This window comes from Sorangium sp. So ce836 (assembly GCF_028553905.1).
GTDB classification, from domain to species: domain Bacteria; phylum Myxococcota_A; class Polyangia; order Polyangiales; family Polyangiaceae; genus Sorangium; species Sorangium cellulosum_D.
The window spans coordinates 10,714,950-10,730,016 of sequence record NZ_CP102233.1 but is presented as its reverse complement, the minus strand read 5'-3'; the positions used below and the strand labels follow the sequence as shown (position 1 = coordinate 10,730,016).

Here is a 15,067-nt window from a genome sequence, read left to right as displayed (position 1 = left end):
GTGTCCGTACCAGGTCGATCAAGCGTCACCTCTCTCACAGGCCCATTTCGCGGCCGCACCGTAGGGCGACCTAGCGCGTGCTTCCATCAAATTCCAGGCTCGTCACGCCGCGTTGGCGCGCCCTCCGCGGCTCAGCCCGGGGAGTGACAGCGGGCCGTCGATCGCGGGATAGTACGGGGCGCGTATGCGATTCCTCCCTGGAACCCCCCGCGCCCTGGGCCTCGCCGCGGCGCTCGCGGCCGCGGCGGCGGCGGTCCCGGCCGTGGCGCAGCCGGCCGCGCGGGCGCCCCGGGCCGCGGAGGACAGCGGCAGGGCGGCGGCCGAGCCCGGCGCGGCGCCGCTGCGCGGCAGCCTGGGCGTGCCCGTCGCCGAGCGGCTGCTCGCGTCGAGCGACCCGGAGGCGCGGCTGCGCGGGATCGAGCGGCTCGGCGCGATCGGCACCGAGGAGGCGGTGACCGCGCTGCTCGCCGCGCTCGATCAGGGGGGCCCGGCGGCGCGGGATCCGAGGGCGCGCCTGGCGGCGGTGCGGGCGCTCGCCCCGCACGCGCAGCGCGACAGCGTGCGCCAGCTCCTCTCGCGCGAGCTCTCGGAGGGCGGCGGCCCCGCGCGCGGCGCCGCCTCCCCGCTCGGCGAGGTGCTGCGGGGCACGGCCGCCCTCGCGCTCGCGCGCACCGGCGAGCGGCGCGCGCTCGGCGCGCTCGTGAACGCGATCGTGCAGGGCGGCGCCGCGGGGGAGGCCGCCGCGCTCGCCCTCAAGGCGTACCCGCCCGAGTCGCTCCAGCTCCTGCTCGGGAGCCGCAAGCGGCTCGAGCCCGCGCTCGTGAGCTTCCTCGGCGAGCTCGGCGATCTGCGGGCGATCGCGGCGCTGCGGCCGATGCTCGAGGGCGGCGATCGGGCGGCGCAGGTGGCCGCGGCGCGCGCCCTCGCGCGGCTCGGCGACGAGGCGGCGCTGGCGAAGGCGCGCGCGTGGCTGAGCAAGCCGGAGCCGGGGCTCTTCGAGGCGACCGTCGAGATCCTCGTCCACCTCGGCGCGCCGGAGGCGCCGGACGCGGTGGCGACGCTGCTCGGGTCCGAGCTCGGCCGGCTCGAGGGGCTCAGGTTGGCCGAGCTCGCGCCGGCGGAGCGGCTCGTGCCGGCGCTCGCGCGCGCGCTCCCGCTGCTCGCGGAGGACGCGCGGCCGCGCGCCGTCGCGGCGATCGGCCGCGCGGGCGGCGCGGAGGCGGCGCGGCAGCTGCGCCGGCTGACGCTCGAGCGCCCCGAGCTCGCGACGGCGGCGGCGTTCGCGCTCGCGACGATGCCCGGGGCCGAGGCGCGGGCCGCCGTCGCGGAGCTCGTCGACGGGCCGCGCGCCGCGAAGGACGCGGACCTCCGCAGGCTCGGCCTGCGCGCGGGCGTGGTGCGCGGGCTCGCGCTGCGCGACGCCCCCGCGTCGCTCGAGGGGCGGCTCCTCGCCGCGCTCGCGGCGCCGAAGGGGTCGAGCGATCGCGCCGTCGGGGTGTTCGGGGCCGTGGCGCTCGGCCTCCGCGACGCGCTCGAGCTCGTCGGCGGGTGCTCTCCGGCCTCGTGCGACCGCGCGGCGGTCCACGCGGCGGCGCGCGGCGCGCTCGCGCGGGGCGATCGCGCCCTCGCCGCGCTCGCGCCGCTGTTCGCGGAGCTCGCCGCGCCCGGCGGCGGCGCCGCGCCGGGCGGCGACGACGCCGCGCCCGACGCGGCGGCGATCTCCGCCGGCGTCGCGCTGCTCGCGGAGCCTCGGGGCGGCGCGGTCTCGACCTCGCGGCTCGCCGCGCTCGCGGAGGCGGGCGGCCCGCTGTCGCCGCTCGCGGCGCGCGCGCTCGCGGCCCGCGACGACGAGGTGGTCCGCGGCAGGCTCAAGCGGCTGCTCGAGGGGAGCGACCCCGTCGTGCGCGCGCACGTCGCGCTCGGCCTCGGGAGCGACCCCTTGCCCGACAGCGTGTCGCTCCTCGCGCGCGCCTACCGCTTCGAGGACGACCCCGCGGTGCGCCGCGCGATCGTCCGCGGGCTGTCCCGGCGCGCCGAGGTGCAGCGCCGGCGCGTCCTGCTCGCGGCGCGGGATCTCGATCCCGACGAGGGGGTGCGCGCGCTCGCGCGGGCCGCGCTCTCGGGCGCCGGCGCGCCGGCGCTCGATCCGCCGCGCGCCGCGCTGGCCACGGGGGTGGTGTGGATCGCGATCGTCCCGAACGACCCGGGCGCGGCCGCGAGCGCGTCGTCGCGTCCGGCGCGGCTCGTCCGCCCGGATGGGCTGGCGATCCCGGTCGTGGCCGATCCCGACGGCGTGCTCCTCGTACCGGCGGTGCCGCCCGGGGTGAGCTCCGTCCTGCTTGCGCCGGCCGCAACACCGGGGGACGCTGGCTCATGACGACGATGAGCAACGCGACGGACGAGAGCCGCACGGGCGAGGGCCCGGGCGAGGGACCCGGCGTGGAAGCCGGCGTGGAATCCGGCGTGGGATCGCGCGCGGAGCCCCGCGCCGCGGCGTCTCCGGCCGAGGGCGATCGCGCTCCCGCGAGCGGCGACAAGGCCGCGGGCGCGATGTCGTTCGAGGAGTCGACGCGCCGCCTCGCGAAGATCGTGGCGGAGCTCGAGGGCGGCGATCTGCCGCTCGAGCGCGCGCTGTCGCTCTTCGAGGAGGGCATCCGGCTGTCGCGGTCGGCGCAGGAGCGGCTCGACCGCGCGGAGAAGCGCGTCGAGGAGCTGCTCGGGATGGACGCCGACGGGCGCCCGGTGACGCGCGAGTTCGAGGGCTGAGCGGAGCAAAGGTGAGATGAGGACGGCCGCGGCGCTGATCATCGGCAACGAGCTGCTCAGCGGGAAGATCGCTGACGAGAACCTGTTCGTGCTCGCGGGCACCCTGCGCGCGCTCGGCGTCAAGCTGGAGCGCGCGGTCATGGTGCTCGACGACCTCGAGGTGATCGCCGCGGAGGTGCGGGCGCTCTCGGCGTCGCACGACTGGCTCTTCACGAGCGGCGGCGTGGGCCCGACGCACGACGATCTGACGATCGCGGGCGTCGCGCGCGCCTTCGGCGTGCCGGTGGTCAGCGCGCCCGACATGGAGAGCATGCTGCGCGAGTACTACGGCGACCGGCTCACCGAGGGGCACCTGCTCATGGCGCGCATCCCGGAGGGCGCGCGGCTCGTGATCGGCGGCAGCGCCGCGTGGCCGGCCGTGGTGATGCGCAACGTGTGGATGCTGCCCGGCGTGCCGCAGATCTTCCGGGCCAAGCAGGCGCTCATCCAGGCCGAGCTCTCGGGCGGCACGCCGTTCGTCTCGCTCGCGGTGTTCACGACGCTCGACGAGGGGCAGCTCAAGCCGATGCTCGACCGCGTGGTCGAGGCGCACCGCGACGTCGACATCGGCTCCTACCCCCGGTGGTCCGGGGTCGAGTACCGCACGAAGCTCACGTTCGACGGCCTCGTCGAGGCGAAGGTGCGCGCGGCGCGCGACGCCTTCGCCGAGAGCCTGCCCGCGGGGACGGTCGTCCGCGTCGAGTGACGCGCGCCGCTCTCGCGTCTCCCTGTGAGCCCGGCCGGCGCCGCGCCCGTCGGGCTCGTTCGGGATGCGGCAGCCGACGGGCGGGCCTTAGCCTGCGCTGATGGCCAAACCTATCTCTCCTCCCGAAGAGACCGACGACGATCCCACGCTCGAATCCCTGGCCGAGCGGCTCGGCAAGCCGGAACCCGGCATCATCGAGGCCTTGCTCGACGGCGCGACCGAATCGCAGCTCGTCGAGCGAGGGCGGCAGATCGCCTCCTCGCGCGTCTTGACCGATCTGCGCCGCCTCTACGCGACGGCGCACGCGTGCTGGTCGGGCGCGTCGAAGGAGAAGCGGGAGAAGCTGCGCGGCTTCTCGCCGGAGCTGCTCGCGCTCGCGGTCGACCAGGCGCTCGCGCTGGAGCGGCTGCTCGAGGCGCACGAGAGCGCCGGGCAGAAGAAGGACGCGGCGCGCGCCACGACGGACGCGGCGCTGCGCGAGCGGCTCTCGCGCGCGCTCCTCCTGCGCGATCAGGCCTACGAGGTCCTCCGCGGCGTCGCCGGCTCGGGCAAGGAGGCGCGCGAAGAGCTCGCGCAGGCGGCCGGCACCGCGGAAGATCCGGGCGCGCTCGCGCGCGGGCTCACGCAGCTCGCCGCGCTCGGCAAGCGCTACCTCGCGCAGAAGAAGGGCCCCCTCGCCGTGCGCGCCAAGCTGATGCGGCTCGACCAGGGCTACGTCGAGCGCCTCGAAGAGGCCGCCGAGGAGCTCACCCAGGCGGCGAAGGCCGCGGCCGCGCGCCCCGCGGGCCAGAAGGTCACGAGCGGCGATCTCGACCGGGCCGACGGCATCAACCTGATCCTGATCGAGCAGATCGTGCGGGTGTTCGAGCGCGCCAACGAGCAGGATCCGACCATCCCGCGGCTCGTGCCCATCGCGACGCGGCGGCTCTTCAGCCGGAGCACCAGGAAGAAGGCGACGGAGGCGCCCGGCGGAGGCGGCGGCGCGGCTGGCAGCGGCAGCGCTGGAAGCGGCAGCGCCGGCGGCGCGCCGCCGGACGAGGAGGATCCGCTCGAAGACGACGACGCGCCGGTCTGAGCCAAAAGCGCTCTGATCGGACCCGAGCGTCGACGGAGGGCTCAGGCTGCAATCTGGGCCCTCTCCCTTTGTTTCGTCACGCCCTCGCCGGCGACTTTACGGGCGGACCCGCGCCGGCGGCCAGCTCGCATCCATTACCCGTGTTCCCGTGGATCTGCGTGGCCACCTGGAGTGAACGAACACCTGCGCAGCATACGTGGGTTTCTACCGCTGATTCGGCAACCAGCGCGCGTGGGGGACGCCACCGGCGCGAGGCGCATCGACTTCGCGTGCGGGACGTCACGAGCTCTTCCGGCTAACTGCGCCGCGCGCTGTAGATCGGCGGTGAGGAACTCCTGAGCGGCCGAGGCACACGGCCACAGCCGAGTTGCCGAGGGCGGAGGAGGGGAGATCGAGGACACGCTCCTCGGCCGAGCAATGTCCTACTGATTTTGTGAGGACGCTTGCACCTGGAGAACGGGCGGGTGAGCGTGCGCAGGTGAGAAAGATCGCGGGGTGGAGGCGATGAGGTTGAGAGAGCGATCCAAACCGAGACGGCGGAGGACGATTCTCGCTGTGGCTGTCGCCGCCCTGGCGCTGGGCGCTGTGGGGGACGGGTGCTTGTGGGAGCGCGAGGATCACACGTTCGGGAGCTTCTGCGCGGCGGCGGAGGGCGGCGAGGAGCATTGCGTGGGCGAGAACCTCGGCCCGGGCGCCGCGTGGAGCCAGGCCGAGAAGGACGGCGCTCTGCCCATCGAGGTGTGGGCCACGTGGCCGAACAACAAGACGCTGGATGAGATCGTCGCGAGCAGTTACTCGCTCGACGTCTGGTTCGGCCATGTGGACGAGACGATCGAGTACGTGCGGGACGACGCGAGGAACGCCGAGTCGCTGCGAGCGACGCTCGCGGGCAAGCTCGCGTCGCTGCTCGACGAGGCGACGGACCGCCAGAAAGCGCTGCTCGCGCAGGCGCCGGTCGACGCCGCCGGCAACTTCAAGGCGGCGATGATCGACAAGGCGAGCGCCGAGGAGGATCAGCTCGCCGCCGCGCTCGCGGCGGACAAGCAGGCGATGTCGGTCGTGCAGGCGATCTTCGACCAGGCCCGGAGCGACGCCGCCCCGCTGCGATCGAAGTACGCGGGCGTCGCGGCACGCTTCGCCGCGTACCGCGCGAGCGAGGCGGCGGAGACGGCGGTGTACGCGGCGCTCTCGGAGCAGGCGTCGCGGTCGGACATCGACGGCCTCGACGGCGTGGAGCAGGCGGTGCTCGCGGCGGCGCGCGAGGCGAGCCGCGCGCCCGGCGAGCTCACCGCGGAGATCCTGAGGTCGTCGGCGGCGCTCCAGGTCTTCGCGGCCTCCTTCGACGAGGCGATGGCGCCGCACGGGGAGTTCCTCGCGACACACGGGGCGGTGCTGCCGGACATGACCTCGGGCGCGCTGCGCTCGCTGAGCGCGATGCTGGGTTACGTGCAGGGGCGTGTCGCCCGGAGCGACGCGACCGCGGCGGCGCTGCTCGGCGGCATCGCGCTGCGCCGGCAGGCGCTCCGCGTGTTGCAGATGGACGAGGGGGCGCGCGAGGCGATCGCGCGGTCGCGGACCCGCAAGGCGTCGGACGCCTTCGAGCAGCGTGCGCGCGCGCAGGTCGCGGCGCTGTCGGCGGCGCCGCCGGTGAGCGACGAAGTCCCGGGTGAGTTCGCGTTCCATGACGACGGCTCGGAGAGCAACCGGATGGAGGCGGCGTTCGATTCGGTGCTGCTCGGGATGGGCATGAACGACTTCCACTTCCACGTCAGCAGGGAGGGGGGCGACAACACCTGCGTCGACGCGCGCGAGGTGGTGAACCTCGTGTCGGTGCCGCTCGGGTTGAACAAGCCGCTCTTCGACATCCGGCGCCGCGGGGTGGCGTTCTCCGGCGACACGACCCTCGACCTGAGCCTCGCGGAGATCAACCCGGCGCTGGCGCGCGACATCGAGATCCTGCTGGCCGAGCTCGCCAAGGAGCGCAAGGCGCTCGTGGCGAACGCGCCGCGGGTGGAGCACCTGGCGGAGAAGATGGACCTGCACCAGCAGCTCGACACCGAGCTGAAGGACCTGGTGAGCCGGCCGCTGGACGAGATCTCGCGGACCGACCTCGACGCGATCCTGGACCGGTACAAGGACGTGGTCGACGCGGAGACGCGGGCGGCGATGGAGCAGCTCGTCGACGATCTGAAGAAGAGCGTCAGCGATCTCGAGGACGAGCTCGCGCGGCTGATCGACGAGTTCGGCGCGCAGGCCGACGAGGTGGCGGATCTGGCGACGCAGGACGCGCGCGCCGAGGGATTGGATCCGGACGACCCGTGGAACTACGCGCTCGGGGAGAGCGAGGTGCCGTGGGTCGAGGTGCCGGACATCGCGGAGGTGGACGGGGCGTTCGACGGGGGGAGGGATCCCTACGCGGCGTACGCGGACGCGGTGCTCGCGGCGCTGGAGGCCGACGTGAGCGGCCGGGTGGTGATCTTTCGCGCGGACTTCGTGGCGAACGTGAGGGCGTGGAGGGCCAACAGCGCGGCCCTGGAGATCGCGCTGCGCGACCGGATGGGGGTGTCGCTGGCGGAGACGAACGCGTTCCTGAACGCGCAGAACCGGATCACCGGGTTCGTGCGGCAGTTCATGGATGCGTCGGACTGGTTCGAGGACTCGCCCGTGCCTGCCGACCTGCGGGCGCAGGTGGACACGGTGCTGAAGCCACGGTTCGATGCGCTCGCGGACCAGATGAAGGACAACCTCAACCTGTGGACGGGGGGCGGGCTCGACCTGGAGCAGACGCAGCTCTACCAGACGATCAGCGCGTTCGCGGGGGCGATGTCGACGGTCGCCGAGGGCTTCGAGGCGTACGCGGACGTGATGCAAACGCTGGTGCACGCGACGACGCGCATCGGGGTGGGGTTCGTGCCCGTGGTCGGGCCGACGCTCGACCTGTGCGAGGCCGTGACGGGCAAGGAGTGGTGCCTGCCGGCCGGGCGAGAGTTGAGCGATGAGGAGCGGATCTTCTCGGGGCTGGGCTTCGGGCTCGGGGCGGTCGGGCACATCTGGCACGGCGTTGCCGCCGCCAGCGCGCTACCGCCGCGCGGGATCCGGATCGCCGGGGAGATCGCGGAGGTCGATAAGGTCGTTGTCAAGGGGTTCGAGGTATGGAGGCTCCGCGGGTACAAGAACCTGAAGGGGGCGGTGACGAAGAAGGCGCTCAACGCGTTCGAGAAGACGGTGACGAGTTTCCTGACCGGCGACGGGCGGGCGCTCCTCGGCGTCGGCGACGACGGCGTGCGTGACGTGCTCAAGATTCCGTACCAATCAAAGCCGGGGAGCACCGACGGGATGGCGCCCGATTTTCTGACGGTGTCCGCGCGGGAGAAGCTCATCCTGAGCGAAGCGAAAGCGGGCACCAACGTCGATGGCGACAGGGTGATCGACCAGTTGTCCAACGCGATGGAAGCGCTAAAGCGGAATGGCCGCGCCGGCGATGTCGTAGAGGTCGAGCTCATCATGGAGCGGGGCGGGAAGCTCGATGGCAAGAAGTACACTGTCAAGGACGGTTACCTCTTCGATGAGGACAAGGGCAAGAGGGCGAGCCTGAAAGGCTTCAACAAGCCCATCAAGGTGATCCGGTTATGAGCGAATCAGGTCCGCGCTTCTACGCCTGGTGTGACGAGGCATCGAGGGTCGACGCGTTCGCGGCGGCGCTATCGGCCCTCGTGCAGCCGGGGTGGCTAATCGGCGTGAGTATGTATTGCGACGCGGCGTGCGACACGACCTCCATGGAGGAGGCCGCTGCCATGATCCGCGCCCACTTCAAATGCGACGGGGGTGCTCTGGTCAGGTCCAGCGTGCTGCTCCGCGCATCCCAACGTTTCATTCTTCCGGACCGTCGCGGACCCGATTTTTCTCTTGGCATACCGGTCATCGATTTCGGTAGTTGTTGCTGCGCTGAAGCTTACGAACGTCTCGATGCGAGGGGCCCCCGCGAGCCGCAGGGGCCCCTCGAGATGTCCCCCGACGAGAACAGGGACTTCTTCCGCTTCAAGCTCGAACTCGCCTGGGGCAGGGGCCCGCGCTCCATCGAGGCCGAGGCCGAGGTGGCGTGGCACATCATGCAGGTCGACCTCGAGGACCTGCTGCTACGTCTCTGCGCGCCGGACGGGAGCGGGCGCGTTCGCACCGGCGCGTGTACGAACGCGTGGCGCTGGAACGCGCCGGTCGCCACGTGCGCGACGTACAACGCGGACGCCCGAGAGGTCGCGCGCGATCTCGCGGTGTCGTGGGTGCACCTCCACGACAAGGACAGCGTGTCGCGCATCGCGGGCATGTCGCTGGCCGCGCTCCACGCGCGCGTCGACGCCGCGCCGGCCGGGGCGCGCGTTCCGCTCAAAGGTGGCGGCGAGCGCGCGCACTCGCTCTCCCGCGAGACCGTCCTTAAGGCGCTGGCGGCACCGCCCTCCGCCCTGCTGGAGGCGCTCGAGGCCGCGGCGGTGCCCGACGAGGCATGGCGCGCGGCCGCGCCGCGCGCGGCCGAGATCCTGGGCCTGACAAGCCAGCTCGCGGAGACCGGCGAGGGGCCACCCACCTGGCCGGTCTACACGGACACGTATCGTCACATCCGCTTCCTGAAAAAGCACCCCCCGTTTGTCGTGCGCCGCCTGCCGACCGGCGGTGTGGTGCTTTTAACCCACCCGTACTGCTCGCTCTGGCCGCTCTGGGCCAACGCGCTCTGCTCGCTCGGCCTCATGTCCTGACGAGGAACTCCATCATGGTGAGCCAGATATGAGATCAGGACCGTACTTCTTCGCCTGGTGCGACGAGGCAGCGAGGGTCGACGCGTTCGGCGCAGCGTTGTCGGCTCTCGTCCACGACCCACCGTACGACGTGTCCGTCTACATGCGCCCCAGCCCGAGTTTCAGCACGAACTCCGTCGACGAGGCGGTTGCGAAGATCCGAGCTCACTTCGGGCACGCCGATGCTGATGCCTACTTCGAGATGTTGGGGAGCTCCGGGCAGTTCGTCCCGTGCATCCTCCGCTGCTACACCGACAGGAGCGAACGCATCAAGCCGTGGGGCCCCATCCACATGCACCCCCGCGAAATCGAGGACTTTGCCCCCATGCACATGGACCTCGCCCTGGGCAGCAGCCCGCGCTCCGTGGAGGCCGAGGCCGAGGTCGCGTGGCACATGGTTCTGGACGACCTCGAGGACATGCTGCTCCGCCTCTGCGCGCCGGACGCGACCGGGCGCGTCTCGACCGGCGGCTGCACGAGCGCGTGGACCTGGCTCGCGCCCGTCTCGATGTGCGCGACGTACAACGCGGACGCCCGCGACATCGCGCGCGATCTGGCCCTGTCGTGGGTCAGCCTCCACGACACAGAAAAGGTCTCGCTGATCGCGGGCATGTCGCTGGAGGCGCTCCACGCGCGCGTCGACGCGGCGCCCGCTGGAGCGCGGGTGGTCCCGACGGATAAGAGCGGGCGCTCGATCCCGCTCTCCCGCGAGACCGTCCTCAAGGCGCTGGTCATGCCGGGCTCCGCCCTGATCGAGGCGCTCGTGGCCGCCGCGGATGTGCGCGACGAGGCGTGGCGCGCCGCGGCGCCGCGCGCCGAGGAGATCCACAACCTGACGGTGCAGGCCAGGGCGCGCGGCGAGCGGTTCACCCGCGGCGGCGGGTCCCTCACCTGGGTGGAATTGACGGGCGAGCACGTCTACTTCCTCGTCGACCACGCCCCGTTCCACGTGCGCCGCCTCCCGGGCGGCGGCGTGGTGCTGGCGACCCACCCGTACCGCACGGTGTGGCCGCTCTGGGCCGACGCCCTCTTCTTGCTGGGCATCACGTCATGACGCAGGGCGCCCGCCTACTCTCCCTTGCAGGTTCCGCACCTGGAAATGCTGGGCAACGCACCCCTCCCCGAGCACGCGGAGCGTCGAGTGACGCGCGCCGCTCTCGCTCCGCCCGCCGGCGCCGGCGGCGCGGTGGCCCTCGTGTCGAGCGATGGGATCGACGCGCTCGGTGCCGTCCGTGGCGGTGCCGTCTGTCCAGGCAATGCCGCCTGGTGCCCATTGCGTTATCTCGACGTGCTTTCTCATGCCTTGAGGGCTTCTCCCCTCTCCGCCTCCCTGTCGCCTCCAGCCCCCGCGTCGTTGCGGGCTCGTACGGCGGCCGTGTAGTGTCGGGCGCCATGAAACGCGGTTTCGGGGGCGCTTCGGGAGCGTCGATCGCCGCTCTCGCGCTGCTCTGGGCGATCTCGTTCGGCGCTGCCGGCTGCTATGATTCCGAGAACTGCGCGGAGACCTTCAGCTGCGAGCCGCCGCCGGCCTCCCCGCCGCCGTGTGCCGGCGATCCCGCCACGACGCCAGCGAAAGAGGAGTGCGGCGTGTTCGTCGCACGCCACGGCGACGATGCCCGCGCGGGGACGAGACAAGAGCCCGTGAGGACGTTGCAGCACGCGGTCCAGAAGGCGCTGCTGGAGGGCAAGCCGCACGTCTACGCGTGCGCCGAGGACTTCCACGAGGCGGTGCGCCTGCCGTCGGGCGTCGAGATCTGGGGAGGCCGCGCCTGCGAGCGCGAGGACTGGGCCTTCCTGGGCGCGGACCACCCGACCGTGGTCGCGCCGCCTGCCGGCCGCGTGCCGGTCCGGGTGCATGCCCATGGCGCCGTGCTCTCGGACCTCTTTTCCAGCGACCCGCGCTCGCTCCTGTTCGGCGTGCGGGTCGTGGCGGCGGACGCGATCGAGCCGGGCGGCTCGTCGATCGCGCTGATCGTGACGGACGACGCCGAGGTGGAGGTGAGGTGGAGCGAGATCTTCGCGGGCAACGGCGCGCCCGGCGCACCCGGGGAGGACGCGCCGCTCGACGTCGCGGAGCCCGGCGCGCGTGGGAACCATGGCGCTGCGGCCTGCTCGGAGGATCTCGTCGATGGCGCCTTGCCTGCGGTGACGCTGTGCCCCGACGGCAGCGCGTCGATCGGCGGTCGCGGCGGCTTCGGCGACCGCGATGCCGGCGGCGGCGGCGAGAACGGCGCGGTGATCGAGCGTGATCCCGCGCTGGCTCCGCTGGTCGGCGGCCAGGGCGGGAAGGGGGTCGCCGGGACCGACGCGTGTGGCGCGGGCGAGGCCGGACAGGACGGCGCAGCGGGCGCGTCGGGCGAGGGCGGCGAGCAGAAGGCCGCGCGCGCCAGCGCCGAAGGGTGGCACGGCGCCTGGGGCGAAGCGGGGACGCCTGGCACGATCGGCCGGGGCGGCGGCGGCGGCGGCGGAACGCGAGGGCGAGGTGTCTGCGCGAGCACGGAGCCCCAGGGCGGCGCGTCCGGCGGCTCGGGCGGGGGCGGCGGCTGCGGCGGTCGCGGGGGCGGCGCCGGGCAGGCGGGCGGATCGAGCATCGGCATCCTCACCGTGGGGGCGGAGGTGGTCGTCGAGCACTCGTGGATCGCCGTGGGGATGGGGGGCGACGGCGGGCGCGGCGGACGCGGGCAGGCTGGCGGGTACGGCTGGCCGGGTGGCATCGGCGGAGCGGCCGGGATGAATGATCGGGGACAGGTAGAGTATGCCTGCGAGGGCGGCCACGGAGGGCGGGGCGGCCCCGGCGGCGGCGGCGGCGGCGGGCTCGGGGGGTACTCCCTCGCCGTCGCCCGAGTGCACGGCGGCATCGATCTCAAGGAGAGTACGTTCGTTGCGTTGGACGAGGTGGGCCGCGGAGGGGCGAGCGGCGGCTCCGACCCACGGCTCGGCCGAGGAGACGACGGCCTCGCCCAGGAAATCTGGTCGTTGGAGCAGCTGATCGAGCCACCGCGGTGAACCGCGGCGTGCCCATGCCGAATCGCTGATTCGCGAGGGAAAACGATGCAACAGAGGGTAGCGGCGTGGGCGGCGGTGCTGTTGGCGCTCGCCTCCATGGGGTGTGGAACGGCCGACCGCTGCGACGGCGGGGCGGGGTGTGGTGAGGCGGCGCCGACGGAGGCCGACTGTATCGAGGCGCTCGCCGCGCACAGGGCGGTGGATGGCTGCGGCGTCTTCGTTATCTCCTCCGCATCGCTCGAGAGCGGGGATGGCACCATGGCGAGCCCGGTGACCTCGCTGGCGCGCGCGATCGAGCTCGCGCGCGCCGGCCGGCGCCGCGTGTTCGCGTGCCACCGAGTCTACCGGGAGATCCTGACCATTCCCTCCGGGATCGACATCCACGGCGGGTTCGATTGCGATAGCGGCTGGCAGTACGACGCGGACTGGGCGCGGACGATACTCCAGGTCACGTGGACTCAAGCCCCGCAGACCATCGTGCCGGACGAGGGCGAGCGCCAGGGACTCGACGACGGCGTCACGACGATCACGGATGTGGACTTCAGACAGATCGGCCCGTTCGACACCGTCCAGGCCGGCCAGACCGCGTACGGGCTCGTCGTCGAATCGAACGCGGCGGTGGAGCTGATCCGGAGCGACATCGTGGTCGGCCATGGCGCGAGGGGGCTCCATGGAAACAGCACGCGCGTCGACCAGCCGGAGCGAGCGCGCAACGGAGCGCCCGGGAACCCGGGGAACGACGGCTGCTCGGCCGGCACCGTGCCTGGAGGCGCACCGGTCACCACGGTCTGCGACGACGGCTCCGTGTCCACGGGCGGCAAAGGGGGCGATGGCCACGCGGATCGCGGCGAGGCCGGGAGCGACGGGACGCCGCTGCCAAGCCCGAACCCTGATGGCCATGGCCTCGGAGGCAGCGGGGCGAACGCGGAGGAGGACCGGTGTGAGCGCGGGAAACCGGGGCAGGATGGGGAGCCCGGCGCGGACGGCCGGAGCGGGCGCGGCCCAGGGCGGATGACCCGGGCGGGCTGGGTGGGTGAGAGCGGAACCGACGGCAAGGCCGGCGCGCCCGGAACGGCCGGTGGGGGCGGGGGCGCTGTCGGCGGCGCGGCCGCGTGCGGCGCGTCCCCGAAAGGCGGCCCGTCCGGCGGCTCCGGCGGCTCCGGCGGTTGCGGCGGCAACGCGGGCGGCGGGGGCGGCTATGGGGGCGCCAGCATCGGCATCGTCGTCTTCGCGGGCGCCAGAGCGACGTTGCGCGAGGTCGCGATCGAACCGGGCAGCGGCGGGCACGGCGGCCGGGGTGGTCGCGGACAGACCAGGGGGTATGGCGGGGTCGGTGGAGCCGGAGGGCAGCTGCGGGCAGATGGTTCTCGGGCCTGTGCGGGCGGCTCGGGTGGCTACGGCGGCGACGGGGGGCACGGCGGCGGCGGTACGGGGGGGCCATCGATCGGCATCGCCTATGTGGCCGAGGATCAGCTCACCCTGGAGAACGTCACCATCGAGCTCGGCGCGCCGGGCGAGGGCGGCTTGACCGACAAGCTGGACGGCGACAAGGGCGACGACGGCTTCGTCGCCGAGACGTACCGCTTCTCGCCGTGAGCGCGGCCGGCGTCGGGCTCGTCGGGCTCGTCGGGCTCGTTCGGGATGCGGCAGTCGACGGGCGGGAGCGGTAGCCGCGCCTCTCCGGCGAGCGGATGCCGACGGGTCTCCGCCGGATGACGACGGGTTCCACCTCGGATGACGATGAACCCCCCGTCGGATGACGGTGGGTACCCGCCCCGATGACGACGTCTCCGGGCCGGATGACGATGGCTCGCCGGCCGATGCCGATGGGTTCCGGCCGGATGCGGATGGGCTCCGGCCGCATGCCGGCGGGCCCCAGCCCCGATGCCGATGGCTCCGGGTCGGATGCAGATGGCTCCCGGGCGGATGACGACGACGTCCACCTCGGATGACGATGGCCCCCTCCCGGAATGACGACGCCCTCCGCCGCGATGCCGACGGTTCCGCGCCGCGCGCTTGCGCGTCGCGCGTCGCGCTGTCGCCACCCACGGGCACGCTCCCCGGCGCTCGCCGGCGCCATGACCAAAACTTGCCACTCCCTCGACGTGCCGCTCCGCACCTCCTTAGGCTGCGCTGATGGCCAAACCTATCTCTCCTCCCGAAGAGACCGACAACGATCCCACGCTCGAATCCCTGGCCGAGCGGCTCGGCAAGCCGGAGCCCGGCATCATCGAGGCCTTGCTCGACGGCACGACCGAATCCCAGCTCGTCGAGCGAGGGCGGCAGATCGCCTCCTCGCGCGTCTTGACCGATCTGCGCCGCCTCTACGCGACGGCGCACGCGTGCTGGTCGGGCGCGTCGAAGGAGAAGCGGGAGAAGCTGCGCGGCTTCTCGCCGGAGCTGCTCGCGCTCGCGGTCGACCAGGCGCTCGCGCTGGAGCGGCTGCTCGAGGCGCACGAGAGCGCCGGGCAGAAGAAGGACGCGGCGCGCGCCACGACGGACGCGGCGCTGCGCGAGCGGCTCTCGCGCGCGCTGCTCCTGCGCGACTAGGCCTACGAGGTCCTGCGCGGCGTCGCCGGCGCGGGCAAAGAGGCGCGCGAAGCGCTCGCGCAGGCGGTCGGCACCGCGGAAGATCCGGGCGCGCTCGCGCGTGGGCTCACGCAGCTCGCCGCGCTCGGCAAGCGC

General features: G+C 73.3%; 10 protein-coding genes. All 10 read left to right on the top strand.

Annotated elements, in window-relative coordinates:
- Positions 1–184: 184 nt before the first annotated feature.
- The 10 genes from NQZ70_RS39165 to NQZ70_RS39120 all read left to right on the top strand — a co-directional run bounded on the left by NQZ70_RS39165 (position 185) and on the right by NQZ70_RS39120 (position 14,932).
- Positions 185–2,377, top strand: a complete 2,193-nt coding sequence (locus tag NQZ70_RS39165) for a HEAT repeat domain-containing protein (protein WP_129578784.1) — start codon at positions 185–187, stop codon at positions 2,375–2,377.
- The gene (gene xseB / locus NQZ70_RS53570) at positions 2,374–2,766 is read left to right on the top strand and encodes an exodeoxyribonuclease VII small subunit (protein WP_129578783.1); all 393 of its coding nucleotides are present in this window, start codon (positions 2,374–2,376) and stop codon (positions 2,764–2,766) included. The genes NQZ70_RS39165 and xseB overlap by 4 nt, the downstream gene beginning before the upstream one ends.
- 16 nt (positions 2,767–2,782) lie before the next feature.
- Positions 2,783–3,511, top strand: a complete 729-nt coding sequence (locus NQZ70_RS39155) for a molybdopterin-binding protein (RefSeq protein WP_129578782.1) — start codon at positions 2,783–2,785, stop codon at positions 3,509–3,511.
- Between the two features lie 100 nt (positions 3,512–3,611).
- Positions 3,612–4,586 carry a hypothetical protein gene (locus tag NQZ70_RS39150; protein ID WP_129578781.1) on the top strand — a complete coding sequence of 325 codons (975 nt, stop codon included), beginning with the start codon at positions 3,612–3,614 and terminating at the stop codon, positions 4,584–4,586.
- 1,536 nt (positions 4,587–6,122) lie between these two features.
- On the top strand, positions 6,123–8,219 hold the full coding sequence (locus NQZ70_RS39145; protein ID WP_408022448.1) for a hypothetical protein: 2,097 nt from the start codon (positions 6,123–6,125) through the stop codon (positions 8,217–8,219).
- A complete protein-coding gene (locus NQZ70_RS39140) occupies positions 8,216–9,337 on the top strand; it encodes a hypothetical protein (RefSeq protein ID WP_129578780.1) in 1,122 nt (373 codons plus the stop codon). Before NQZ70_RS39145 ends, NQZ70_RS39140 begins: the two co-directional genes overlap by 4 nt.
- Positions 9,338–9,365: 28 nt before the next feature.
- On the top strand, positions 9,366–10,430 hold the full coding sequence (locus tag NQZ70_RS39135; RefSeq protein WP_129578779.1) for a hypothetical protein: 1,065 nt from the start codon (positions 9,366–9,368) through the stop codon (positions 10,428–10,430).
- 338 nt (positions 10,431–10,768) lie between these two features.
- Positions 10,769–12,382 (top strand): hypothetical protein, encoded by a 1,614-nt coding sequence (locus tag NQZ70_RS39130; protein ID WP_129578778.1) that lies wholly within the window; start codon positions 10,769–10,771, stop codon positions 12,380–12,382.
- 45 nt (positions 12,383–12,427) lie between these two features.
- Positions 12,428–13,978: a hypothetical protein gene (locus NQZ70_RS39125; RefSeq protein ID WP_165374387.1), complete on the top strand. Its 1,551-nt coding sequence runs from the start codon at positions 12,428–12,430 to the stop codon at positions 13,976–13,978.
- Positions 13,979–14,518: 540 nt separating this feature from the next.
- On the top strand, positions 14,519–14,932 hold the full coding sequence (locus NQZ70_RS39120; RefSeq protein ID WP_237244443.1) for a hypothetical protein: 414 nt from the start codon (positions 14,519–14,521) through the stop codon (positions 14,930–14,932).
- Positions 14,933–15,067 lie beyond the last annotated feature (135 nt).